At 64.4% G+C, this 25,333-nt stretch carries 22 protein-coding genes; 9 read left to right on the top strand and 13 right to left on the bottom strand.

Translation table 11 applies throughout. The annotated features are described in order from the left end of the window. Positions 1–178: 178 nt before the first annotated feature. Positions 179–742 (bottom strand): NADPH-dependent FMN reductase, encoded by a 564-nt coding sequence (locus LDO41_RS19955; protein ID WP_223991361.1) that lies wholly within the window; start codon positions 740–742, stop codon positions 179–181. Positions 743–839: 97 nt separating this feature from the next. After that, on the bottom strand, positions 840–1,946 hold the full coding sequence (locus LDO41_RS19950; RefSeq protein ID WP_223991359.1) for an enoyl-CoA hydratase/isomerase family protein: 1,107 nt from the start codon (positions 1,944–1,946) through the stop codon (positions 840–842). Between the two features lie 134 nt (positions 1,947–2,080). Here LDO41_RS19950 and LDO41_RS19945 point away from each other — a divergent pair, with 134 nt between their 5' ends. The 3 genes from LDO41_RS19945 (at position 2,081) to LDO41_RS19935 (ending at position 8,656) form a co-directional block, all read left to right on the top strand. Continuing rightward, positions 2,081–3,001 carry a sterol desaturase family protein gene (locus LDO41_RS19945; RefSeq protein WP_223991357.1) on the top strand — a complete coding sequence of 307 codons (921 nt, stop codon included), beginning with the start codon at positions 2,081–2,083 and terminating at the stop codon, positions 2,999–3,001. 214 nt (positions 3,002–3,215) lie between these two features. Continuing rightward, complete coding sequence (locus LDO41_RS19940; RefSeq protein ID WP_223991355.1) at positions 3,216–3,632, top strand: MarR family transcriptional regulator; 417 nt, start codon at positions 3,216–3,218, stop codon at positions 3,630–3,632. Positions 3,633–3,730: 98 nt separating this feature from the next. Next, complete coding sequence (locus LDO41_RS19935; RefSeq protein ID WP_223991353.1) at positions 3,731–8,656, top strand: NAD-glutamate dehydrogenase; 4,926 nt, start codon at positions 3,731–3,733, stop codon at positions 8,654–8,656. A 58-nt stretch (positions 8,657–8,714) separates the two neighbouring features. On the opposite strand, the gene LDO41_RS19930 is transcribed toward LDO41_RS19935, so the two are convergent. Further along, positions 8,715–9,098 (bottom strand): hypothetical protein, encoded by a 384-nt coding sequence (locus LDO41_RS19930; protein WP_223991350.1) that lies wholly within the window; start codon positions 9,096–9,098, stop codon positions 8,715–8,717. 372 nt (positions 9,099–9,470) lie between these two features. Continuing rightward, a complete protein-coding gene (locus LDO41_RS19920) occupies positions 9,471–9,686 on the bottom strand; it encodes a hypothetical protein (protein ID WP_223991347.1) in 216 nt (71 codons plus the stop codon). Between the two features lie 138 nt (positions 9,687–9,824). Between LDO41_RS19920 and LDO41_RS19915 the strand changes: the two genes are divergently transcribed. Continuing rightward, positions 9,825–10,337: a GAF domain-containing protein gene (locus LDO41_RS19915; RefSeq protein ID WP_223991429.1), complete on the top strand. Its 513-nt coding sequence runs from the start codon at positions 9,825–9,827 to the stop codon at positions 10,335–10,337. Here the strand turns inward: LDO41_RS19915 and LDO41_RS19910 are convergent. Next, on the bottom strand, positions 10,309–11,202 hold the full coding sequence (locus LDO41_RS19910; protein ID WP_223991345.1) for a LysR family transcriptional regulator: 894 nt from the start codon (positions 11,200–11,202) through the stop codon (positions 10,309–10,311). The genes LDO41_RS19915 and LDO41_RS19910 overlap by 29 nt on opposite strands. Positions 11,203–11,315: 113 nt before the next feature. Here LDO41_RS19910 and LDO41_RS19905 point away from each other — a divergent pair, with 113 nt between their 5' ends. Continuing rightward, complete coding sequence (locus LDO41_RS19905) at positions 11,316–12,902, top strand: MFS transporter (RefSeq protein WP_377741624.1); 1,587 nt, start codon at positions 11,316–11,318, stop codon at positions 12,900–12,902. Positions 12,903–12,917: 15 nt separating this feature from the next. Here the strand turns inward: LDO41_RS19905 and LDO41_RS19900 are convergent, their stop codons facing one another. The 3 genes from LDO41_RS19900 to LDO41_RS19890 form a co-directional block, all read right to left on the bottom strand. Continuing rightward, positions 12,918–13,700 carry a class II aldolase/adducin family protein gene (locus tag LDO41_RS19900; protein WP_223991343.1) on the bottom strand — a complete coding sequence of 261 codons (783 nt, stop codon included), beginning with the start codon at positions 13,698–13,700 and terminating at the stop codon, positions 12,918–12,920. Between the two features lie 62 nt (positions 13,701–13,762). Further along, positions 13,763–14,125, bottom strand: coding sequence for a RidA family protein (locus LDO41_RS19895; protein ID WP_223991341.1), 363 nt, complete (start codon positions 14,123–14,125; stop codon positions 13,763–13,765). A gap of 9 nt (positions 14,126–14,134) precedes the next feature. Continuing rightward, positions 14,135–15,100 carry an NAD(P)-dependent oxidoreductase gene (locus tag LDO41_RS19890; protein WP_223991338.1) on the bottom strand — a complete coding sequence of 322 codons (966 nt, stop codon included), beginning with the start codon at positions 15,098–15,100 and terminating at the stop codon, positions 14,135–14,137. Between the two features lie 238 nt (positions 15,101–15,338). On the opposite strand from LDO41_RS19890, the gene LDO41_RS19885 reads away from it, so the two are divergent. Then, complete coding sequence (locus tag LDO41_RS19885; RefSeq protein WP_223991336.1) at positions 15,339–16,355, top strand: Bug family tripartite tricarboxylate transporter substrate binding protein; 1,017 nt, start codon at positions 15,339–15,341, stop codon at positions 16,353–16,355. A 101-nt stretch (positions 16,356–16,456) separates the two neighbouring features. Beyond that, positions 16,457–17,128 (top strand): GntR family transcriptional regulator, encoded by a 672-nt coding sequence (locus tag LDO41_RS19880; protein ID WP_223991334.1) that lies wholly within the window; start codon positions 16,457–16,459, stop codon positions 17,126–17,128. On the opposite strand, the gene LDO41_RS19875 is transcribed toward LDO41_RS19880, so the two are convergent. Genes LDO41_RS19875 through LDO41_RS19860 form a run of 4 tightly spaced genes read right to left on the bottom strand, consistent with a single transcriptional unit; the run spans position 17,116 to position 21,763 of the window. Continuing rightward, positions 17,116–19,119, bottom strand: coding sequence for an FUSC family protein (locus LDO41_RS19875; protein ID WP_223991333.1), 2,004 nt, complete (start codon positions 19,117–19,119; stop codon positions 17,116–17,118). The two genes, LDO41_RS19880 and LDO41_RS19875, sit on opposite strands and share 13 nt — an antisense overlap. A 7-nt stretch (positions 19,120–19,126) precedes the next feature. Further along, complete coding sequence (locus LDO41_RS19870) at positions 19,127–19,261, bottom strand: DUF2474 family protein (RefSeq protein ID WP_223991331.1); 135 nt, start codon at positions 19,259–19,261, stop codon at positions 19,127–19,129. Then, the gene (gene cydB, locus LDO41_RS19865) at positions 19,261–20,268 is read right to left on the bottom strand and encodes a cytochrome d ubiquinol oxidase subunit II (protein ID WP_223991329.1); all 1,008 of its coding nucleotides are present in this window, start codon (positions 20,266–20,268) and stop codon (positions 19,261–19,263) included. The genes LDO41_RS19870 and cydB overlap by 1 nt, the downstream gene beginning before the upstream one ends. Before the next feature lie 22 nt (positions 20,269–20,290). Further along, a complete protein-coding gene (locus LDO41_RS19860) occupies positions 20,291–21,763 on the bottom strand; it encodes a cytochrome ubiquinol oxidase subunit I (protein ID WP_290370901.1) in 1,473 nt (490 codons plus the stop codon). A gap of 337 nt (positions 21,764–22,100) precedes the next feature. Here LDO41_RS19860 and LDO41_RS19855 point away from each other — a divergent pair, with 337 nt between their 5' ends. Beyond that, on the top strand, positions 22,101–22,427 hold the full coding sequence (locus LDO41_RS19855; protein WP_223991327.1) for a DUF4148 domain-containing protein: 327 nt from the start codon (positions 22,101–22,103) through the stop codon (positions 22,425–22,427). A gap of 423 nt (positions 22,428–22,850) precedes the next feature. Here the strand turns inward: LDO41_RS19855 and LDO41_RS19850 are convergent, their stop codons facing one another. Beyond that, positions 22,851–24,251, bottom strand: coding sequence for an aminotransferase-like domain-containing protein (locus LDO41_RS19850; protein WP_223991325.1), 1,401 nt, complete (start codon positions 24,249–24,251; stop codon positions 22,851–22,853). A 109-nt stretch (positions 24,252–24,360) separates the two neighbouring features. Between LDO41_RS19850 and cyoA the strand changes: the two genes are divergently transcribed. Then, positions 24,361–25,329: a ubiquinol oxidase subunit II gene (gene cyoA / locus LDO41_RS19845; protein WP_223991323.1), complete on the top strand. Its 969-nt coding sequence runs from the start codon at positions 24,361–24,363 to the stop codon at positions 25,327–25,329. The last annotated feature ends 4 nt before the right edge of the window (positions 25,330–25,333 follow it).

Here is a 25,333-nt window from a genome sequence, read left to right as displayed (position 1 = left end):
CAGCCAGATCAGTACCAGAACGAAGGCGGGAACGCCAAGCAGCCAAGCGAGGATGTACGGCATGATGTGCTCCTTTTCGGTCGTGAATCCAGTGACTTCACTATAGAAAAGTGCGTGTCCTGCCGATGTCAGGTCCCTTCCGCAACCGCATGTAGGACTGGACTGACCCTGACTCGGATTAGCGTACGGCGTTGCGTTCGATCCAGGTGGCGAACGTCGCCAGGTACTTCTCCAGAAAGCCGCGCGTGCTTTCGTTGGCGATGCCGCCCTTGTCGTCGAACAGCGTCGCGGCGCCGCCGATATAAGCCTCCGGCTGCTGCAGCACCGGCACGTTCAGGAACACCAGCGACTGGCGCAGATGGTGATTGGCGCCAAACCCGCCGATCGCGCCCGGCGAGACGCTGATCACGCCGCCCGGCTTGCCATCCCATGCGCTCTTGCCATACGGACGCGAGCCGATGTCGATCGCGTTCTTGAGCACGCCAGGCACTGAACGGTTGTACTCGGGCGTGATAAACAGCACCGCATCGCTGCGGCGAATGCGATCGCGGAAGGTCTGCCAGGCGGCCGGCGGCGTATCGGTATCGTCGTCCTGGTCGTAGTGCGACAGGGCACCGATTTCCACGATCTCGAGCTTCAGTTGCGGCGGCGCAAGCGCGGCCAGCGCGTGCGCCATCTTCCGGTTCAGGGATTCCTTGCGCAGGCTACCCACCACTACAGCGACATCACGAGGATTGCTCATTACGATTCCTTTCGACGGTTAAGTACGGGACGGGGGTACTAAAACGGGAGATACGAAAACGGGGACCCAACGAGGCCCGACTTGCAGGCCTCAGGCATCAGCGTCCGAGTGCGGCCAGCGGATGATCCTCGCGGCGCCACGGACTATCGAAGAATGCCCGCACGCGCGCGGCGGACACATCGTCCAGGCGCGACGGCTTCCACTGCGGCTTGTGATCTTTATCGATGGCGAGCGCGCGGATACCCTCCACGCCATCGCCGCGCGCAAAGACCTCGTGCATCATGTCGAGTTCCATGCGCAGTTCATCCTCGAGCGACATGTCGCGCGCGCGGCGAATCTGCTCGAGCGTCACGCACAGCATCAGCGGCGAACGACTACGCAGCATCGCCGCGGTCTGCGCAGCCCAGTCGGCGGGCCCTTCGCCTCCTTCATCTCCACCGGCATCGCTCACCGCATGCAGAATCGCCTCGACGCTCGCACCCGCGAACAGCCGATCGATCGGATCGTACAGCTTCGCAAGCTGGCTGTCGCGCGGCTGGCACGCGTTAGCGTGCGAACGCGCAAAGTTGTCGATATGGGCCAGCACGGCATCGCCGCTTGTGAACGACGTCGCCTCGAGCGAGGCCGTCAACTCTGCCAGCGCATTGGTGGGCAGATAGACATCAGCGAGCCCCGCGTACAACGCGTCGGCCGCGTGGATCACCACCCCCGTCAGCCCGAGATACTCACCGAGCCGTCCCGGCGTGCGCGCGAGAAACCAGCCGCCACCGACATCGGGAAACAGACCGATATTGGTTTCCGGCATCGCCATTTTCGTGCGATCGGTCACGATGCGCCGGCGCGCGCCCTGCGAGATGCCCATACCGCCGCCCATCACCACGCCATCCATCAGCGCGATGTAGGGCTTCTTGTAGCGGTGGATCTGCTGATTGAGCGCGTACTCTTCCACGAAGAACTGCATCAGCAGCGGATCGTTCTCGTGATACGCACGATGGAACCAGCGGATATCGCCACCCGCGCAGAACGCTTTGCCACCGGCACCGGCCACGACCACGGCCGCCACCTCGGGATCGGCCTCCCATCGGTCCAGCGCTTCGGTCATCGCGCGAATCATCTCCAGCGACAGCGCATTGAGGGCCTGAGGCCTTTGCAGTGTCAGGTATCCGACACCGCCCTGCACTGTCGTGGTCACAAACTCCGTCATATGTCTCGGCTCCCTCTTTTCGTCTTGATGGTCTGGTGAAGGTGTTCGCAGAATTCTACGCCAGCCTCCGTATGGAGGACTTCCTCCATGTCATGCCGATGACATGCCGATAAAGGCGGTGCACACTGGCGCCCATGCAGCCTGCCCCCGCCTCGTTCGATCCTGGCCTGATCCTGATGGCCTTCGCCCCGGTGTTCCTGCTGACGATCGGCTGGGAGGCCTGGTACTGGTCGCGTCGCGACCGCTCGATCTACAGCTGGCGCGATACGCTCTCCAACGCCACGCTCGCGCTGATGCATCAGGCTGCGGACGCGTTCTTTCTGTGGCTGATGATCCGGACCGTCTACAGCTGGTGCTACGCGCATGGCTTGCGCGCGGTACCCGAGACGTGGTGGTCGTTCGCGCTGCTGCTGTTGCTGCAGGACTTTCTCTACTACTGGTTCCATCGCGCGAGCCATCGCGTGCGCTGGCTGTGGGCGTCGCATGTCACGCACCATTCGTCGGAGGGTATGAACTTCTCGACGGCATTCCGTCAGAGTCTGACCTATCCGCTCTCCGGCATGTGGCTGTTCTGGATTCCGCTCGCGTTCCTGGGTTTCACGCCGGATTGGGTGATCCTGGCCGTCGGCCTCAACCTCGCGTTCCAGTTTTTTGTGCATACGCGGCTCGGCGCGCGCTGGCCGCGGCTGGAGCGGGTCTTGAATACGCCATCGGTCCATCGTGTCCATCATGCGAAGAACCCCGCGTATATCGATCGCAACTACGCGGGCGTGCTCACTGTATGGGATCGGATGTTCGGCACCTTCGTGCCCGAGATAGAGGCGCCGGTGTACGGCATCACGCGGCAGGTGCGCACGCACAATCCGCTGACGCTCACCTTCCACGAATGGCGCGAGATGTTTGCCGACGCGTGGCGCGAGCGCGATGCGCGGTATCTGTGGAAGCCGCCGGAATGGATCGGACCAAGGCGCGCAAAGCGCGGGATGGAGCACACACGCGAGGCCACCTCATCCTTTAGTCAGGCGGCTTCCAATCCGCCTGCACCAAAAGAATGACTAGGATTTACCCGTGCCTTTATGCAAATGTATCGACATTACTGATACTGTGGCGGCCATCGGGAATTCACGCCGTCTGAAGAGAGAGCAGACAGCGCCCGTGCCGACCGGGCCGGCCAGCACCATCAATTGTCCGGCCATTAATGTGCCACGGCGGCGACCATTCGGGAGACTCAAGCCAATGCAGCCCAAAGCACTCGAAACGAATGAACCAGTGGTTCTTGCCCTTGTCGATGCGGTCACCGCATGGCAGGCGGCCCTCGAGCAAACCCTGTCCGTTTCCGGACTGACCTATACCAAATGGCTGTTATTGCGTGCAATCGGGCAGGAACGCCTGACGCGCGCCCAACCGTTCCAGGGCACCGTCTACATCGACAGCGCGCGGACCGAAGCCCTGCTTGCGGACCTGCACGCGGAGGGCTGGATCGAGTTCGCGGAGACCGGCGCCCCGTGCATCGCGCCTGCCGCGCGACCGCGCTTCGAGCGCGCCGCGCAGGCCGTCAAGGCGCTGCATTCGGTCTCGGTGGGACACCTCAATACCGAGGAGCGCGCGGCGCTCGGCGGTTTGTTGCAGCGCATGACCGGCACCTTGCACAACCACGCCGAACGACGTAGTCGGCTCGCGGCCTGAGCAACTTTCGAACACGCGCGAGCCGGAATTTTTGTCAGCCGGCGCGGCCATTTTTTCCTACAGTATGAGCATGCGTCGGCACATGCCGAGGGGATGCCATGCCACCGGAAAACGAAGAAAAAGTCGCACTCCTGCTGGATGAACTGCTCGCGTTTGCGCGCGATCGACTGCCGACACAGACCTTCGACATCGTGGCGCCGCTACTGCGGCACTACTATGACCTGGCCGATGCGGAGGATTTGCTCGCACGGGAAGTAGCGGATCTGTATGGCGCCGTGATGGCGCACTGGCAGACCGCGCAGAAATTCCAGCCCGGCCACGCGCGGCTGCGCGTCTACAACCCGAACCTCGAGGAACACGGCTGGCATTCGGACCACACGATCGTCGAGATCGTGAACGACGATATGCCGTTCCTCGTGGACTCGGTGACGATGGATATCAATCGCGCCGGGCTCACGCTCCATTCGGCGATCCATCCGGTCTTCCGCGTCTGCCGCGATGCGCGCGGGACGATCGAGAGCATCGGCCTGGGCGGCCCGGACGCGTCGGGAAATCCGGGCAAGAATCAGGGCAAGGACGAGTCCAAGACGGCCTGCCAGCTCGAATCGTTTATTCACTTCGAGGTCGATCGTACCGGCGACCCAGCGCGGCTGGAAGCGCTGCGGCAGGGCATTGCACGCGTGCTCGGCGACGTGCGCGCCTCGGTGGAGGACTGGCCCGCGATGCAGAGCATCGCGCGCGAGACCGTGCTGCGCATGGCCAGTGCCCCCGATGCCAACACGCCCGTCGCGCTGGAGGCACGCGCGTTTCTCGAATGGATGATCGATGACCATTTCACGTTTCTCGGTCACCGCGACTACGAGCTGGTATCGAAGGACGGCCAGTTCTGGCTGCGCGGCGTCGATGGCTCCGGCTCCGGCATTCTGCGCGAGTCCCTGCGTACGCCCGGTGACGACGCACTGACGCCCCTGCCCGCCGCCGCGCGCGCCATCATCGAAGGCGAATCTCCGATCTTCCTGACCAAGGCCAACTCGCGCGCGACCGTGCATCGGCCCGGTTATCTGGACTACGTCGGCATCAAGCTCGTCGATGCCAATGGCAAGCTGTTCGGCGAGCGTCGCTTTGTCGGGCTCTATACCTCGACCGCCTATATGGTGTCGAGCGCCGAGATCCCGCTGGTGCGCCGCAAATGCGCGAATATCCTCGCGCGCGCGGGCTTCCTGACCAAGGGGCATCTGTACAAGTCGCTGGTGACGATCCTTGAACAATATCCGCGCGACGATCTGTTCCAGGTGGATGAAGACGAGCTGTATGACATCGCGCTCGGCATCCTGCGCCTGCAGGAACATCAGCGCACGCGGCTGTTCGTGCGGCGCGACCGCTTCGACCGCTACGTGTCGTGCCTGGTGTTCGTGCCGCGCGACAAATACAACACGGACCTGCGCCAGCGTATCCAGAAGCTGCTGGTGAAGGCGTTCAACGGCACCAGTTGCGAGTTCACACCGCTGTTGTCGGAGTCCCCACTCGCGCGCATCCAGCTGACCGTGCGCGGCCAGCCCGGCACCATGCCGGAAGTGGACACGCGCGAGCTGGAGGAGCGCATCGTTCAGGCTACGCGCCGCTGGCAGGACGATCTGGCCAGCGCGTTGCACGAGAGTCGCGGCGAGGAACTGGGCAACAGTCTGCTGCGCCGCTACGGCGACTCGTTCCCCGCCGGCTATCGCGAAGACTATGCCGCGCGCACGGCCGTGCGCGATATTGAGCTGATGGAGCACGCGCGCCAGCATCCAAGCGGACTCGCGATGAATCTGTACCGGCCGATCGAGGCCGCTTCCGGCGCGTTCCGCTTCAAGGTGTTCCGCGCGGGTGAGCCCATCGCGCTGTCGCACAGCCTGCCGATGCTCGAGCACCTTGGCGTGCGCGTCGATGAAGAGCGTCCCTATCTGATCGAGCCCGATGCGGGCCTGCCGGTGTGGATCCACGACTTTGGGCTCGAGATCGCGAACGACCATGACGGCCCGCCGATCGACGTGGAGATCGAGCGCATCAAGCCACTGTTCGAGGATGCGTTCGGACGCGCCTGGAACGGCGAGATCGAGAACGACGATCTCAACCGGCTGGTCCTGCGCGCGGGTCTGGGCGCGCGCGACGTGACGATTCTGCGCGCCTATGCAAAGTACCTGCGGCAGGTGGGCTCGACCTTCAGCAACGCCTATATCGAGCGCGCGCTGACCAGCAATCCGCGCATCGCGGCGATGCTGGTGGCACTGTTCGTGGCGCGTTTCGATCCGGCCATCGCCTGCGGTCTGCCCGGCACCGCGCCCGAGCCCGCACAGGACGCACGCTGCCAGAAGCTGCTCGACGATATCAGCGCGGCGCTCGATCAGGTGCCCAATCTCGACGAGGACCGCATCCTGCGGCTGTTCCTCAACGTGATGATGGCCACCGTGCGCACCAACTATTTCCTGCGCGATGCGCAAGGCGCGCCCCGCCCTTACCTGTCGTTCAAGTTCAATCCGGCGCTGGTGCAGGGCCTGCCCGAGCCGCGCCCGATGTTCGAGATCTGGGTCTACTCGCCGCGCGTGGAAGGCGTGCACCTGCGCGGCGGCCGCGTAGCGCGGGGCGGACTGCGCTGGTCCGACCGCCGCGAAGATTTCCGGACCGAGGTGCTAGGCCTGATGAAGGCGCAGATGGTCAAGAACACCGTGATCGTGCCGGTCGGCTCCAAGGGTGGCTTCGTGGTCAAGCGCCCGCCGCCGATGACAGATCGGGACGCGTTCCTCGCCGAGGGCGTGGCGTGCTACCAGACCTTCCTGCGCGGCCTGCTCGACCTGACCGACAACCTCGTGGCGGGAGAACTGATTCCGCCGCCGAGCGTGGTGCGGCACGATGAATCGGACCCGTACCTCGTGGTGGCCGCCGACAAGGGCACGGCCACGTTCTCCGACTATGCCAACGCGATCTCGGGCGAGTACAAGTTCTGGCTCGACGATGCGTTCGCCTCGGGTGGCTCGGTCGGTTACGACCACAAGAAGATGGCGATCACCGCGCGTGGGGCGTGGGAATCCGTCAAGCGGCACTTCCGCGAGATGGGCATCGATATCCAGCGCACGCCGTTCTCGGTGGTCGGTATCGGCGATATGTCGGGCGACGTGTTCGGCAATGGCATGCTGCTTTCGCCGTGTATCCGCCTGCTGGCCGCGTTCGACCATCGCCATATCTTTCTGGACCCCGATCCGGACCCCGCTCGCACGCTGGCCGAGCGCACGCGGCTGTTCGCGCTGCCGCGTTCGAGCTGGGCCGACTACGATACCAAGCTGATCTCGGAGGGCGGCGGCATCTATCCGCGCACGGCCAAGTCAATTGCGCTGACGCCGCAGGTACGCGCGGCGCTGAATATCGAGGCCACGTCGTTGTCGCCGGCCGACCTGATTCACGCGATCCTGATGGCGCCGGTCGATCTGCTCTACAACGGCGGCATCGGCACCTATGTGAAGTCAGCCAACGAAACGCATCAGCAGGTGGGCGATCGCGCCAACGACGCGGTGCGCGTCAACGGTAGCGAACTGCGCTGCAAGGTCATCGGCGAAGGCGGCAATCTGGGCTTCACGCAGTTGGGGCGCATCGAGTTCGCGCGCAAGGGTGGCCGCATCAATACCGATGCGATCGACAATTCCGCCGGCGTCGATTGTTCGGACCACGAGGTCAACATCAAGATTCTGCTCGGCATTGTCGTGCGCGAAGGCGAGATGACGGAGAAGCAGCGCAACACGCTGCTGGCCGAGATGACCGACGAGGTGGGCCTGCTCGTGCTGCAGGACAACTACTACCAAACGCAGGCGCTGTCCGTGGCCGGGCGCGAATCGGCCGCGCTGATCGATGCCGAGGCCCGGCTGATACGCTGGCTCGAACGCGCGGGCCGGCTTAATCGCCCGCTCGAATTCCTGCCTTCCGAGGAAGCGATCGCCGAACGCAAGGCCGACGGGGCCGGCCTCACCTCGCCCGAGCGCGCGGTGTTGCTGGCCTACAGCAAGATGTGGCTCTACGACGAACTGCTGGTGTCGGACCTGCCTGACGACCCATTGGTCGCCTATCTGCTGCCCGATTATTTCCCCCTGCCGCTGCGGGAACGGTATGCGGGCGCGATGGAACGGCATCCGCTGCGCCGCGAGATCCTGGCCACGCATCTGACCAATATGCTGGTGAATCGTATCGGCGCCACCTTCGTGCATCACCTGATGGAGGAGACCGATGCCCGGCCGGCCGAGATCGTGCGCGCGTGCATGCTGGCACGCGACGTGTTTGGGCTGACCGCGCTGTGGCAGGCCATCGATGCGCTCGACAATCGCGTGGACGATGCGGTGCAGGCGCAGATGTTCGGCGCGCTGGGCCGGCTGCTGGAACGCGCGTCGCTCTGGTTTGTGCGCTATCTGCGCGGCGGTGGCACGGTGGAGGCTGGCGCCGCGCGCTTCGTCGAGGCCGCGCGCTGGCTTACGCCGCAGCTACCGCAACTGTTGCCCACCGAGACCGCGGCGGCCCTGGATGCGCGCGTGCACGAACTGACCGATGCCGGCGTCGACGCGACGCTCGCGATGGCGGTGGCTGCCAGCGACACCGCGGCTGCGGCACTCGATATCGCCGAGGTCGCGGCCAACTGCGACCGCAGTCTGGATGCGGTGGCGGGCGTGTATTTCGCGCTGGATACGCATCTGAACTTCGGCTGGTTGCGCGAGCGCGCGTTGGCCCTGCCGGCCGATACGCACTGGGATCTGCTGGCACGCACCACGACGCTGGAAGATCTTGGGCGACTCAAACGCGCGTTGGCCACCAGCGTGCTGTCGAGCGCGCCGGGGGTCGATGATGCGAACACGCTGATCGATACGTGGCGCGCGGGACGGCAGACGGCGCTCGATCGCTATGCGCAGATGCTGGCCGATCAGCGCGCGTCGGGCGCGCCATCGACGGCTGGGTTGTCGATGCTATCCGTGGCGGTACGGGAGATCGGACTGCTCGATCGGGGGTGAGCCCCCATCACGGCAGTCCGTGATCGCTCAGTCGTCGAGCGCGCTAGAAGTCGATCGCTCAGTCGTCGATCGCGTCCTCGTCATCGATATCGCGCAACGGTTCGAGGTCTTCGCCCAGCGCGTCGTCGGCGTCCTCATCGGCGCCGCGCGCGCGAAATTCGATGCCGAGCCGGATAAACAGATCGAACGCATCCGCGAGCATATGCTTCTGCCTCGGCAGCAGACTCGCATATGGCATGTCGTAGATCGACTGATGCGTACCGCGTGCGCCTTTGAGGCCGCGATCGCGTGCGATATCAGACAGGAGCGCGGCAAACCCCGACAGGTCCTGCGCAGCGAGCGCGGCGTTCAACACCCTCGCGATAACCTGAGGCGTTGCGCCCGACCAGCCGATGACTTCGGAATTCGAAGCGGAGTCGTGGGAAAGATCACTAATGTCCATAATGTTCTTATCGGTCCCATATCCGCCGTCTTGAGGGAATCTGGCGCCGTCACGCCATATTTCCTCCAAGTTTCGAGGTCAGGACCGTCGTCCGCGTGGGCGTTCGGTATCGGCGGGTGGTGATTCCCGTCGCGCTTGCCTGTATTCGGTAGTGCCATCCGGCCGCTGACGCGCCTGCAAGTGATTGCGTGCGCCGCAAAGTGGGCAGCGGAACAAAAATCCCTGCCCTTCGTTTTTGATCGTCACCTCGGTGGGCGCCCATTTGGCACCGCAAGGTTGGTTCTGGCAGACAAACATATGAACTCCAATTACGCCGCGCATCGTAACATGGGTGTTGCCTTGGTCACATGCTACGTAAGCGTGAGGTGCCCCCTACCTTGGCGGGGGACCGCCCATGCGCCACATGTTGGGCGGCTGCCCTAACGCGGTGCTCTGGTACATCCACGCGCCGCAGCCCGTGCAGCGCCAACGGCTATCCACCTTGCAGCGATTGGACATGGCGCCGATGCCGGACGCCTGCAGATTCTCGTGTGGCGGCACGCTTGCCGGCTCGCCCACCAGCAGATGGCAAAGGTCACAGGCCTGCATCGCTCCCCTCGGTTGATCCTCGGTTGATCTCTCATCAGCTTAGTCACAAAGCTGGCCGACCCCAATGCGAGAGAGGACATCGGAAGCCCGATAGAATGACGCGATTCGCTTTTTGTCCCTGCTGCCCTCTTGCCCAATATGTTCACGCTCTCCACCGACGCCTCGCACCTATCCAAGACCGAACACTATGCGGAGCTCGTGGAGCAGGCGCGCGGTCTGCTCGGTGACGAGCGCGATCCCATCGCCAACGCCGCCAATTTCTCCTCGCTGGTGTTCCATTCGCTGCGCGATCTCAACTGGGCCGGCTTCTACTTCTTCGACGGTACCGAGCTCGTGGTGGGCCCGTTCCAGGGCAAACCGGCGTGCGTGCGCATCGCGCTCGGTCGGGGTGTGTGCGGCACGGCCGCGCAGACGCGGGTCACGCAGGTGGTACCCGATGTGCACGCGTTCCCGGGCCATATCGCGTGCGACGCGGCATCGCGCTCGGAGGTCGTTGTGCCGCTGTTCACCGACGATGGCACCCTGATCGGCGTGTGGGACGTGGATAGTCCGGTGCCCGGCCGCTTCGATAACGACGATGCGCGCGGCATGGAGGCGCTGTGTCAGGTCTTCGTTCAGGCCTTTATCGCGCAGACACCCGCGCGTCGCTGATCGCATACCGCACGAACGCGCGCACGGTGGCCGAGACTTCGCCGGCGCGATAGGCCAGCGCGACCTCGGACACGATCGGCTTGCCCGCGATCGGCCGATAGACCACGCCCGGTAGCGACACACAGGACGCGAGCGTGCCCGGCACCACGGCCACGCTATTCCCCAGCGCCACGCGCGCCAGCACTGCCGCGAGCGTGCCGCCGCGCGGGCCGAAGGCCGCCGAAAAGCGCCCGCGCCGCGCCACCTCCACCGTTCCGGCTTCCTGCTCCGGCACCACGAACGTGGCCTCGCGTAGTTGCGCGGGCTGGATCTCAGCCTCATCAGCGAGCGGCGAATCGGACGGCAATGCCAGCAGAAACGCGTCGCGATGCACGGTCTGCGTGCGCATGCCGTCGGGCAGCGTCATCGGTGGGCGGCAGTACGCCACGTCGATCTCGCCCGCCTCGAGCATTGGGCCGATGCGGTCCATGACCACTTCATGGATGCGGATATCGACGAGCGGATGCGTATCGCGAAAGCCGCGGATGTTCTGCTGCAGCACGCCGGCATAAGCCGCCGAGCCGACGTAACCCACCTCGATCCGCCCCACTTCGCCGCGTTCCGCGCGCGCGGCCACTTCGATGCCACGCGCCAGGTGTTCGAGCACCGCGAGGGCTTCGGGCAGGAACGCCTGCCCGGCCGCGGTCAGTTCCACCGAGCGGCGGGTGCGATGGAACAGCCGCGCGCCCAGCAGCCGCTCGGCTTCCTGAATACGCCGCGTCAGCATCGGCGGCGCAAGGTCGAGCGCTTCCGCCGCATGACCGAAATGGAGCTGGCGCGCCACCTCGGTCACGGCGCGCAGATGAGCAATGTCGAGTTCCTTCATGATCCTGCTATGCCACGCTGTTGCCAATTCCGTTAACGATGTTGTCACTGTATAGCAATGACAGGCAATAGTCGCGTCGTTAAGATGCAACCCTCGCTGCTTTCCGCACTACCATGTCCACGCCCCTGTCCCCGCAATCGCCGTCACCGTTCAGCCGGCCCGCCGCGCCCGCCACTGCCATGGGCCGTGGCACCAAGGCGTTTATTCTCGGCACCGCGTCGGCCACGTGCTCGCTGATCGTGCTCGACACCAACGTGGTGGCCGTCTCGTTGCCCGCCATCGCGCGCACGTTCCAGGCGAGCTTTGCCGATGTCGAATGGGTCGTCAGTGCGTATATGGTCGCGTTCGCGTCGTGCCTGCTGCCGGCTGGCGGGCTGGCCGACCGGCTGGGTCGCAAGCGCATGATGCTGATCGGTCTGGCGGTGTTTATCCTCGCATCGGTTGGCTGCGGGCTGGCCTCGACTGCCACGTTCCTCAACGTTGCGCGCGCGATCAAGGGCGTTGGCGCCGCGATGCTGCTGACCGCTGCGTTGGCCATCATTGCCAACACGTTCCATGAAGGGGCCGAACGCACGCGCGCGTGGGCGATCTGGGGAACGTGCATGGGCATCACCACTACCATTGCACCGCTGGTCGGGGGCGTCATCACGCAGTGGGTGGGCTGGCGCTGGATCTTCCTGATCAATGTGCCGATCTGCCTCGTGCTGGTCGCGTGCGTGCGCTACGCCGTGACCGAGTCGCGCAACCCGACCAGCTCCCGCATCGATGTCGTGGGCAGCGCGCTGTTTGGCGTGGCGTTGATGCTCGCGATCTGGGCGCTGATCGATGTGCCCGCGCATGGCTGGGCATCACTGGCTACGTGGTCGCGCTTCGGTGGCGCCGCGGTACTGCTGGTGCTGTTCGTGCTGCATGAACGGGCCACCGCGCACGCAATGATCGACCTGGCGCTGTTCCGGCAGCCGCGTTTTGTGGGCGCGGTGCTGGGCATGTTCGGCTATGCCGCGTGCGCGCAGGTGATGATGACCTTCCTGCCGCTGTATCTGCAGAATGCGTTTGGCATGTCGGCGGTGCACGCGGGTGTGGGCATGTTGCCGTTTGCGCTCGCGATGATTGTCGGACCTTATTTTGGTCAATTCGTCGGTGCGCGGCTGTCGGCGCGGTTTGACGGCAGTGGCAGCGTGCTGGTGGCCGGCCTGCTGCTGATCGGCACCGGCAATCTGCTCGTGGCGGCCGTCGCCGCGCATGCGCACTATGGGCTGGTGGCGGTGGGGATGATCGTCACGGGGCTGGGCGCTGGCGTGATGAATGGCGATACGCAGAAGGCCATCATGGCCTGCGTGCCGGTGCACCGGACCGGGATGGCATCGGGCATCAGCACGACCACGCGGTTCTCGGCCATCGTGACCGCGGTGGGTGTGCTCGGTGCCGTGTTGGCGTCGCACACCCAGCAGGCGTTCGAAGCCGCGTTGCCCGCGGGTTTCTCGTGGCGCGATACGCTGGGCACGGATTTCATGACGCGCGTGCTGGCAGGCGACATCGCGCAGGCGATCGCCCCGCTCGACACCGCCGCGCGCGCCACGACGGCCGCACTGGCCAGTCAGGCGTTTGCCAGTGGTTTTGGTGCGGCGCTGATGGTGGCGGGTGTGGCGGCGCTGGTATTGAGCGCGACTGTCTGGTCGCTATACCGCGCGGATCGTTGACACACCCGCCGCGGCTCAACAGCGGTAATCGCCGCCGTCGCGATCCAGCAGTCGCAGCAGTGCCGTCCACTCGCGGTCCAGATGGACCGTGTCGAGGTAGGCGTAGTCGTCGTGCTGCTTTGCCGCGTGTTCGCACACCTCGGGCGACGGCATCGTGACCTTCTGCCCCATCGACAGCGTCTTCTGCTGAATCTCGCACGCCCGGTTCAGATAGAACATGCGGGTGAACGCCTCCGCGACCGAACGCCCCGTGGTCAGCAGGCCATGGTTGCGCAGGATCAGGTAGTGGGCGTCCTTCATCGACGCAACGATACGTGTCCGCTCGTCGAGGTCGAGCGAAATGCCCTCGTAGTCGTGATAGTTCACGCGGTTGTAGAACTGCATGCTGATCTGGTTCAGCGGCAGCAGCCCGCACTCGAGCGCGGCCACCGCCATGCCGGCGTCGGTGTGCAGATGCACCACGCATTCCACATCATGGCGGCTCTGATGCAACGCGCTGTGGATCGTGAAACCGGCCGCGTTGACCTCGAAGCGGTTGTCGCCGATCGGGCGACCTTCGGTATCGATCTTCACCAGGCACGACGCGGTGATCTCGTCAAAGAACCAGCCGTGCGGGTTGATCAGGAACTGGTCGGTCGTCCCCGGCACGCGCACCGAGATATGCGTGTAGATCAGATCGGTCAGGTTGAACTTGGCGGCCAGCCGATAGGCGGCCGCCAGTTGTACGCGCACCGCCCATTCCTCTTCGCCGATATTGATCGGCTTGCGGTTGCGGTGGGGATCGGTCGTGGAAATCATGGGGTTCCTTTCTAGAGTCAGGGACTAAGCAGGGTCACGCCAGCAGGGTTACGCCAACAGGGTTACGCCAACAACGCAGACATGACGATCTCCACGCGATACGCGGGATCGGCGAGCTCCACCTTGCCGCAGCACCGCGTCGGCGTTTCGCCGGGCGCGACCCAGGCATCCCAGACCGCGTTGAATGCATCGAAGTCTGCCATATCGGCCAGCCAGATCTGCGCGGTCAGCGCGCGGCGCTTGTCGGTGCCCGCCTCGGCGAGCAACGCATCGACCTTGGCCAGCGCTTCGCGCGCCTGCGCGGTGATATCTCCAGCCTTGTCGTCGGCCACCTGCCCGGCCAGGAACACCATGCCGTTGGCGATGACCGCGCGGCTGCGGCGATGATTCTGGTCGAGGCGGACGATGGAAGCACTAGTAGTCATGGCGGTCACTCAGGCGTTGGTGGCGACGATCTGACGGCAATGCTGGAGCGCCGCCTCGATCAGATTGTTGTTGGCTTCGGGCGTGCGAAACGCCGAGTGCGCGGACAGCGTGACGTTCGGCAGCGTGGTCAGCACGTGGCCGGCCGGCATCGGTTCCACCGTGAACACATCGAGGCCCGCATGCGAGATCTTGCCGCTGCGCAGCGCCGCAATCATCGCGTCCTCATCGACCAGCGCGCCGCGCGCGGTGTTGATCAGGATCGCGCCATCGCGCATAGAGGCAATGCGTTGCGCATTGATCATGCCGCTCGTCTCGTCGTTGAGCAGCAGATGCAGCGACACCACATCGCTCTGCTTCAACAGCGTATCGAGGTCCACGAACTCCACGCCCTCGGCGGTCTTCGGCGTGCGGTTCCACGCCAGCACGCGCATGCCCATGCCACGCGCCAGACGCGCCAGCTCCTGCGCGATACCGCCAAAGCCCACCAGTCCAATGGTCTTGCCCGTCAGTTGCACGGCATCCGAGCGCAGCCAGTTGCCCGCGCGCATCTCGCGATCCATGCGCGCGAAGTTGCGTGCCGCCGCCCACATTAGCGCAAACGCGCATTCGGCCACGGCCGTATCGCCGTACCCCTTGATCGTATGCACGGTGATGCCGAGCTCGGCGAGTTCCTCGGGATGCATATAGCTGCGCGCGCCCGTGCCCAGGAACACGACATGCTTCAGGCCCTTGCACTGCCGCGCGATCTCCGTCGGCAGATGCGTGTGGTCGATGATCGCGATCGGCGCGCCACCAAGCGCGGCCGGCAGCCCTTCCGACTTGATATCGGGTTGCTGATTGACCTCGAGCGGCAGGTCATCGGCACGACGCAGGCGCAAAGACACTTCCGTCAGCGTGGGATTGGCATCGACGAAGACGGCACGCCATGCACCAGTATTGGACGTGGAGTTTGCGGAAGTGGAGGTCGAGGTCATTTGTTTGTGCTCTGCAATAAGGGTTAAAGCGGATAGATGAGCGACATGAGCAGGCTTGCGCCATTACAGTGCCGAGCGAACCAAAACAGGGAAGTTTCAGCGGCACAGCGGTGAACGCAGCATAACGCTTTACAGAATACAGATCAATAATTAAAGTCTGTATACAGGACGGAGTGCAGCACCGGCAGCGAGCCGGCAAGTGCCCGTCACCCAGCCACCCTGCTTAGGAGCGTCCCCCATGACGAAGCGCCCGGTCGTGTCACACAAGGTCCTGCTTTCCGCCACCCTGCTGGCTTCCACGCTGATCACGTTCAGCGGCACCAGCTCCGCCCAAGACACCAAGTCGTGGCCAAACAACACGATTTCGATCGTCAGCGGTTTCCCTGGCGGTGCCGCCACCGACCTCTACGCACGCAAACTTGGCGTCGAATTGAACAAGGAGTTCGGCGTCTCGTTTATCTCGGATAATCGCCCCGGCGCTGGCGGCAATATCGCGTCTGCACTGGTGGCGCAGGCCAAGCCGGATGGTTATACGTTCCTGCTGGGCACCGCCGGCACGCACGCGATTAACCCCGCGCTATATTCGAAATTGCAATTCGATGTGGTGAATGATTTCTCGCGCATTGCATTATTGGGCACGTTGCCGAATATCCTGCTGATCAACCCCGAGAAGCATCCCGAGATCAAGACCTGCGCGGATCTGCTCAATGCCGCGAAGAAGGCGCCGGGCACGCTCAACTACGCCTCCACCGGCAACGGCGCATCGGGCCATCTGGCCGGTACGCAGTTCGCCACGGCGTCGAAAACCAGCTACGTGCATATCCCTTACAAAGGACAGGGCCCGGCCATGACCGCCCTGCTCTCGGGCGAGGTGGACTTCTTCTTCAACCAGAGTTCGCCGAGTCTCGGGGCGATCCAGTCCGGCAAGGTCCGCGCGCTCGCGGTGACGTCGCCACAGCGCGTCAGCGTGCTGCCCGACGTGCCGACCGTCGCCGAAGCGTGCAACCTGCCTGGCTTCGAAAGCACCACGTGGTATGGCCTGCTCGGCCCGGCCAATCTGCCGGCCGAGATTCAGAACCGCATGTCGAAAGCCGTGCTCAAGGCCATCAATACCGACAGTTTCAAGGAATGGTTGGTTAGTCAGGCCATTCAGCCGATCAAGGATGGCGGCCCCGACGCATTCAAGCGCGTGCAGCAGGCCGATATGAAAACGTGGGCGAAAATCGTCAAGGATTCGGGCGCGCACGTAGACTGACCCGCGACGCCGCATGGGCGTGTATACACGCCCGTGCACAGCATCGAATTCAGGTATATTCCTGCCTTCGCGCAGATCTCAGAAAGACAGGACTGAATACCGTGGCAACAGCAGCAAGTGACAGCATCGTCGAGCAGGTCTACGACAAGCTCAAGGCCATGAGCGTCGGTTATGACTTCAAGCCCGGCGAACGCCTCAATGAAGGCGTGCTGGCGAGCGCGCTCGGCGTCAGCCGCACGCCGCTGCGCGAAGCGCTGACGCGCCTGACCACCGAAGGGCTGCTGCGATTTTCTCCGGGCAAGGGCTTTTTCTGCCGCGACCTCGATGCGCAGGAAGTGTTCTCGCTCTACGAGATGCGCAAGATCGTGGAGACCGAAGCGCTGCGGCTGTCGCTCGAACGCGCGAAGGAAGAAGAGATCGACGCGCTGCTGATGTTCCTCGAGAACACCGGACCCGAACCGGGCGATCGCTCGGTGGAAGAACTCGTGAGGCTCGACGAGATCTTTCACGAAAGCCTGATGGCGATGTCGGGCAACCTCGAGATGCTGCGCGTGCTGCGCAATATCAACGCGCGCATCCGCTTCGTGCGCTGGATCGATATGGAACGCTGCGATCGCCGCGTGAGCCAGAACGACCACCGCGAGATCCTGCTCGGGCTCAAGGCCCGCGATGCGGACCGCTGCATGCCGATCCTTGCGCGCCATATCGATCGTCGCCACGACCAGATCGCCACCGCGCTCAAGGAAGGGCTCGCGCAGATCTACATGGGCTGATTGGGGAACAGCGACAGCCTGATATTCGTCAGCGCGGACACCGCATCGCGCGATGCCGCGCCTACTCCTCCGCTAGCGATGGCCTCCAGCGCATGGTCGATGCGCATGGCAAGCTGCCTTGGCGGCGGCAACGGCTCCCCTTCGCGCACGCGCCGCAGGTAGTGATATTCGAGCGAACGCAACACGCGCGCGAGCATGCCCTGCGCCGCGGGCGGCAACGTCTCGAAGTCCCGCTGCAGCATCAGCGTGCCAAACCCAACCTGCAACTCGGCAAAGCCCCGGTTCGACGCCTTGTCGTTGCTGGCCGCGAGCAGCGGCACCAGCCGCTGCAACTGATCGAGCATGCGTCCGCGCAATTGCGGATGCTCTTCCAGTTCGCGACGATCGGCGCCGAGCGCGATATCTTTCCAGCTCGCATGCACCAGCCGCCGCAGCACCGCGTGCGCGCCAAACGGGCGCACCGTCACCACCCACAGCGGCGCAAAGATCATGGCCCCGAACGTCGCCAGCGTGCCGTTGAACAGATTGCCAAAGTTGGCGTCGTACAGCATCTGCACGTTAGCGAACGACGCGGCGTTGACCGATAGCAGCACCGCGAACAGATTGAACCCGGGGCGCGCAATCAGCGCGCCGATAATCAGGAACGGCACCGCCAGCAGACCAGCCAGCCCCGCGAAGTCATGCGCGAACGGCACCACCACGAAGATGTAGAACCACGACACCACGAGGCACACCATGGCCCAGCGTACAAAGCGCCAGGCCACGCGCTGTGGCTCGTCGGTGGTCGCAAAGATGCAGGTAGTCAGCGCGGCCAGCGCGACCGGCGCCCCACCTTCGATCCAGCCCGACAGAATCCACGCATACCCGGCCGCGAACGTCGCGCCGCCGGCGGTCAGCGCGTAGACCAGCAGCATCCAGTGATCGTGGTGATAGGCGGGCTCGCTGGGCGGATCTTCGTAACGCAGCTCCGGCATGTGCTGGTCGACGGCACGATCGCTGATGTGTTGCTGCAGCACCAGGCAGTCGTGCCACAGATCGGAGAGCGTGGCCAGATGGTGCTCGGCCGTGGCCACGAGGTCCGCATGCCAGCCCGGCTCGGGCGACTTGGCGGCCACGCTGGCGGGCGCCGGCACCACGATTGTGCTGGACTCCCCGCGCATCCACGTGGCCACCCCCGCCATGCGCGTTGCCAGCGTCTCGGGCACGCCCGCCGCATGCCCATGCAGGGCCTGCAGCACGCTGGCCAGGCCAGACAGTTCCGGTAACAGCATGGTCATGCGCGCATGCAGTACGCGCGCGCAGCGCACCGCCATCGCAGTGTCGGCGTCGTACTGCAGATGCGTGATCAGCGTGTCGAGCTGGCGAATATCCGCCGCCAGCTTGTAGCGGCTGTCGTGCTGCTGCATGTCGCCCGGCGCGCCGGTGAGCATGGCCGACGCCCAGCGCGAGGCATCGGCCAGCCAGACCGTGGTCTGCGCGTTGAGCGCGGAAGCCACGCGCGCCGGAAACACGAGCGAGCCGATGACGCTCGCGCAGACGATGCCGATGCAGATCTCTTCCACACGCGCCACCGCGAGGTCGAAGATCTGCATCGGATCGTTGACCGACGGCAGCGCGACGATCGGCAGCGTGTAGGCGGCCAGCAGGAATACATAGCTGCGCGGCGAGCGTTCCATCAGCGACAGGTACAGCAGCGCACCAACCCAGAACGCGATCGCGCCCATCAGCAATGCCGGCGCATCCACCAGCGGCGGCACCAGAATCACCGCCGCCACCGCGCCGAGCAGCGTGCCAACCACGCGATACGCGCCCTTGGACCGCGTGGCGCCGGTCAGCGGATGCGACACCAGATACACCGTCGCCATCGCCCAGTACGGACGCGGCAACGCGAATGCCAGCGCGATATACAGCGCGAGCATCGCGGCCACAAACACCTTGGCGGAGAACACCCAGTCGCGTGCGCTGGGGAAGCCGATCATGCGAGCCATCATGACGCGATCAGGGCACCAGTCCGCCAAGTCGCATCAGCATCCGCATCAGCGACGCGAACACGAAGACCGTGCCCACCCCGCCCAGCCACAGCAATGCCATCCATCCGAGCTGAACGCCTAGCTTGCGATCGTTCTTATCCATTAGTGATACCCCTCCCCTGCCTTGACCTTGCCGCGGAACACGTAGTACGACCACGACGAATACGTCAGGATGATCGGCACGATGAACAGCGCGCCCACCAGGATGAAGCCCTGGCTCTGCGGCGGCGATGCGGCCTGCCAGATGGAAACCTCGGGCGGAATGATGTTCGGCCACACGCTGATGGCGAGCCCGGTGTAGCCCAGGAACACCATCAGCAGCGCCAGCAGGAACGGCCCGGCGTTAGGACGCACGCCAAGCAGGCGGATGATGCCGAACGCGGAAGCCAGTACGAGCAGCGGCACCGGCGCGAACCAGAACAGGTTCGGCAACGAGAACCAGCGCTGGGCGATTTCCGGATGCGAGAACGGCGTCCATACGCTGGTGATCGCGATAAAGATCAGCATCATCGCGGTCAGCGGCGTGGCCGCGGCGATCATGCGGCCCTGCAGACGGCCTTCGGTCTTCATGATCAGCCACGTGCAGCCGAGGAAGGCATAGGCCACCACCACGCCGAGGCCGGTGAACAGCGGGAACGGCGCGAACCAGCCGAACGCGCCGCCGACATAGTCGCCGCCGCTCACGTGGATACCGTTGATGTAGGCCCCCAGCGCCACGCCCTGAAAGAAGCCGGCCAGCGCGGAGCCGCCGATAAACGCCTTGTCCCAAAGCGGGCGCGTGCGATCGCTGGCCTTGAAGCGGAACTCGAACGCTACGCCACGGAAGATCAGCGCCAGCAGCATGCCCATCAGCGGCAGATACAGCGCGCTCAGCACGACACCGTAGGCGAGCGGGAACGCGCCGAACAGCGCGGCCCCGCCGAGCACGAGCCACGTCTCGTTACCGTCCCAGACCGGCGCGACGGTGTTCATCATGACGTCGCGATCGACGCGGTCTTTCACGAAGGGAAACATGATGCCGATGCCAAGATCAAAGCCATCCATGATCACGTACATCATCACGCCGAAGTAGATCAGCGCGGCCCAGATGAGGGGAAGATCGATACCCATGACAGTTTGCCCTGTTATCTGTTTATCGGTTGCTGAGGTGCGCAGTGGTGGCGCCACCGCCCGCGGCACGCGTCGTGGCGACCCCGGCCAGCGCGGGAGCCATCCCACCCATCGGCGCCGGCTGCGGCGGCACCGGGATATGACCCGGCGTCACATCGCCGTGCGCGCCGCCATCCGGCCCCTTGTTCACGAGCTTCAGCATGTAGCGGATGCCCGCGCCAAACAGCAGGAAGTAGACGACCACGAATGCCGCCAGCGAGACCGCGATCGGCCCCACGTCATGCCGCGACACCGCGTCGGTCGTGCGCAGCAGGCCGTAGACCACCCACGGCTGCCGCCCGATCTCGGTGGTCAGCCAGCCGGCCAGCAGCGCGATCAGGCCGGTCGGGCCCATCACCACGGCAAAGCGAAGGAAGATGCGGTTGCGGAACAGCGCACCATTGCGGCGCAGCAGCACACCGGCCACGCCGAACAGGATCATCAGCACACCGAGCGCGACCATCGCGCGGAAGGTGAAGAAGATCACGGTCGAGTTGGGACGATCGGCCTTGGGAAAGTCCTTCAGTCCCTTGATCTGGCCATCGAGGCTGTGCGTGAGGATCAGGCTGCCGAGGCGCGGGATCTCGATCGCGTATTTCGTCACCTCCTTGTCCATATCAGGAATGCCGAACACGATCAGGGGGAAACCATCCTTGTCGCCCTTGGGCGCGGTATCCCAGTGCCCTTCCATCGCGGCGATCTTGGCCGGCTGGTACTTGAGCGTGTTGAGACCGTGCGCATCGCCGACGAATGCCTGGATCGGCGCGACGATCAGCACCATCCACATCGCCATCGAGAGCATCTTGCGCGAGGCGACTTCCGACTTGCCACGCAGCAGCAGCCAGGCGCCCGCCGCGGCGACGAACAGCGCCGTGGACAGGAACGCGGCGATGCTCATATGCGCCAGACGGTATGGGAACGACGGATTGAAGATGACGGCGAGCCAGTCGGTCGGCACCACGCGGCCATTCACGACCTCGTAGCCCTGTGGCGTCTGCATCCAGCTGTTGGACGCGAGGATCCATGTCGTCGAGATCAGTGTGCCGACGGCCACCAGGATCGTTGACAGGAAATGCAGGCCCGGGCCAACGCGATTCCAGCCAAACAGCATCACGCCAAGAAAGCCCGCTTCGAGGAAGAACGCGGTCAGCACCTCGTACGTCAGCAGCGGTCCGGTCACGCCCCCGGCGAACTCCGAGAAGAAGCTCCAGTTGGTGCCGAACTGATAAGCCATCACGAGGCCGGACACCACGCCCATGCCGAAATTGATGGCGAATATCTTGACCCAGAAGTGGAACAGGGTCTTGTAGACGGGGTTCTTCGTGCGCAGCCAGAATCCTTCCAGGACCGCGAGATAACTGGCCAGGCCAATCGTGATCGCGGGAAACAGGATGTGAAACGAGACTGTGAATCCAAACTGGATTCGCGCGAGATCTAGTGCGGTTATTCCGTGCATCGCAGGGCTCTCTTCGGTGGACAGCGGCATCCGTTCGTGCCGTGCAGCGAAGATTAAGAGACCGACGGGAAAATCGACGGATACAGTTGCCGTGATTGCGACGAAGCTCAGCGTCAGCGTCGTGCGGAACGAAAATCGCGCGTGAAATCGGAACCGCGGCACATGCGAATGGCCGGTGGCGAACTGTGTCGCCGACTGTGCCGCACCTCAGTGTCGCGGACTGTATCCGTCGACTTCGCTCGTGCTCTCCTACGATGGAGCCCATGGTTCGACGCCGCATGCACACAGTCAGACGCACGACGCCAGTGACCGATTTCACGTCCACGGAGAACGCATCATGCAAGCACGCACCGAAGGCGCCCGCCGCCTCAATCTGACCACCGCCTTCCAGGCACTGATCCTTGCCGCGAGCGCATTTGCGGCGCTGAACGTGCAGAGCGCGCATGCCGCCACCCGCGCGCAAGAGCAGACGCTCGCCGCGCTGAAGGCCAGTGCGCCGCAACCCTGCAATGCCCCGGTGACGCGTGCGAGTGTGGAGCGCGATCTCGCAAATCTCGAAGCGGCCGGCTTCAATCCGGCTGGCAACGACAACGACTATCCGCAGAATCTGCAGCGTGCGGAGCGCATCGTCGCGGCACATACGCCGGCCTGCACAGTAGGCTGAGCGGCACACCCACGTAGCAACGGGCGTTGCGGCGGCGGCGGCGATGGCGGCGATGGCGGCGATTGGGGTTGCAACGTGCGTAATGGCAAGCGTTGCGACAAGCAGTAAAACCATCGTCGCGATGGTACGCCGCTGTCGCCGAAGATGCCCGTATCAACGGACTGTATCCCTGATGCACGCGGGCAACTGTACTGCTCGCCTGCGTATTGCCTGCGTATTGCCTGCGTATTGCCTGCGTATTGCCTGCGTATTGCCTGCGAAGGGTGCGCCGTAGCTTCACCCTGTTTTGATGTACGCCGATTTTTTCAGGTCGCGGCGTGATAGGCCGTTTTTGGCAAGACTCCCTCCTCCTCGTCTTGCGCTCCCTCTTGCGGGCACCCCTCACCCGCCCGCACGGCCTGCCGCGATTCTTTTTTTATTCCTTCACACCACGATTTCACGAATGCTGTCGGGCCTGCGAGCCAGCAGATCGGCCAGCCGACGCAATCCGCTCGCGAGCAGCAGTCGATCCGTCGCGCCACCCAGCGAGATGCGGATGGCGTTGACACGGTGTGGACCTACCTCGAATGCTTCCGATGGCGTGACGCGCAGTTCTTCCGCGCGCGCCGCATTGGCCAGCGCCTGCGAGGTCCAGTAGCTCGGCAGCGTGTACCACAGGTGAATGCCGCTCGGCGGCGCCTGCCCCACGCTCGACAGCAGTTGGCGCGCAATCGCCTGGCGCGCGTCCGCTTCACGCCGGATGCCACCGAGCAGCGTCTCTGCCGCGCCATCGTGAATCCATTGCGTGGTCACCGCGGTGGTGAGCGGCGCCGACATCAGTGCGAACGCCCGTAGCGCTCCAAGAATCGCGTCCTCGGCCACGCTCGCGGGCCGCACCACAAACGCGGTGCGCAGCCCGGGGCTCAGGCACTTCGACATCGTCGAGATGTAGCACACGCGATCGGGCGCGAGTCGCGCGAGCGGCGGCGGCGCATCGGGTGTCAGCAGCCAGTACGGATCGTCTTCGATGATCAGCACGCCGTGACGCGCGGCCGTCGCCACGATCTCATGACGGCGTGACTCGGGCATGGTCCACGTGGTGGGGTTCTGTGTGGTCGGATTCAGGTAGACCAGCCGCGCATTGTGTGTCTGGCAGGCCTCGGCCAGCGCATCGGGTCGCATGCCATCGGCATCCACATCCACCGCAATGACCCGGCGACCGAGTTGCTCGGCCGCGAGGCGGATGCCCGGATAGGCCAGCGGCTCCGTCACGATGGCGTCACCTGGTTGCGTCAGTGACAGAATCAGCGCCGCCAGCGCGGCCTGCGCGCCGGGGCACACCATCAACCGCGGGGGCTCGATCGGGCCGAGCATCGGCGCCAGCCACATCACCCCGGCCGCGCGATCGCTGTGACTGCCACCACCGAGCTGATACGTCATCAACAGACTGGCATCGGCGCGCAGCAGCACCTGCGACACGCCGCGCCGCAGCAGGTCGTCGAAGTCCACACCGTCGGGCGGTGGCGGCACGTTCATGCTGAAGTCCACGCGCTGCGCGAGTTCCACGCGTGGCGCCGCCACGAACGTGCCGAGCGCGCCCCGTGCCTCGATCAGATGCCGCCGGCGCGCTTCCGACAGCGCGCGCGTGACCGTGGTCAGGTCCACGCCGAGCAGTGCGGCAATTCGTCGCTGCGGCGGCAGCCGATCGCCCGGCACGAGCGTGCCGTCAGCAATCGCGTGCTCGATGCGCTCCGCAATCTGCAGGTAGCGCGCGCCACCGCCGGCGTGTAATCCGGTCAGCCACGAGGTGGCGCCATCGTCTTGTATGGAGGTGTTCGGAGGCATATTTGTGCGCATGGGTTGTAGTTTTGTCCGATCTGGCTCGATGTATGGGGCTTGTCTTACCTTACTGTCCGCTGCGACGTCCCGTATATCCATACATTAAAACCCTCGTATGCGTACTTGTCTACCCCCGTCCGGCTCCGGCTGGCGGCGCGCCACGGGCCTTGCGCTCGCCGCTGGCTCGCTGTTGCTGCTCTCCGGCTGCACCATCGAGTTGCTCTCCCCCAAAGGCGACATCGGCCATCAGGCGAAATCGCTGATTCTGGTCTCGCTGTTCCTGATGCTGATGGTGGTCATCCCGGTCATCATCCTGACGCTGGTCTTTGCGTGGCGCTATCGCGACAGCAACACCAAGGCAACGTACGCGCCGAAGTGGGCGCACTCGACGAGGATCGAAATCGTCGTATGGACCATCCCATGCGTGATCGTGGCGTTCCTGGGCATTCTGATCTGGACCTCCACGCACAAGCTCGACCCCTACCGTCCGCTCGACTCGCAGGTGGAGCCCGTGGAAGTCGAGGTCGTCGCGCTCAACTGGAAGTGGCTGTTCATCTATCCGCAATACGGCGTCGCCTCGCTGAACCAGCTCGCGATTCCCGTCGATACGCCGATCAATTTCAAGATCACGTCCGAGTCGATGATGAATTCGTTCTTCATCCCGCAACTCGGCAGCATGGTCTACGCGATGGCCGGCATGCAGACACAACTGCATCTGATCGCCGATACGCCGGGCGTCTACCTGGGCCAGTCGGCCGCCTATAGCGGCGAGGGTTTCTCCGACATGCACTTCAAGACGTATGCGACCTCGCGCGCGGAGTTCGACGCGTGGATCGCCGAAGCGAAGCGCTCGTCCACGCCGCTTACCGCGTCCGTGTACCGCGCGCTCGAGCAACCGAGCACGAAAGATCCGGTCACGCTGTACTCGAGCGTCGCGCCCGCGCTGTTCGCCGGCACCGTCGACAAATACATGAAGGCCACCGACCCGGTGTGCCGCACCGACAGTCCCGCGGCGCTGCAGGCCTTCAACGCCATTACCAATCCTGTCCCCCGCGCCGCCGCGAACGGCAGCGTGACGGAGTAACCAG

The sequence above is a fragment of the Cupriavidus pampae genome (genome assembly GCF_914271485.1).
GTDB classification, from domain to species: domain Bacteria; phylum Pseudomonadota; class Gammaproteobacteria; order Burkholderiales; family Burkholderiaceae; genus Cupriavidus; species Cupriavidus pampae.
The sequence above is the reverse complement of the archived record's forward strand: the minus strand, read 5'-3'. Positions and strand labels throughout refer to the sequence as shown.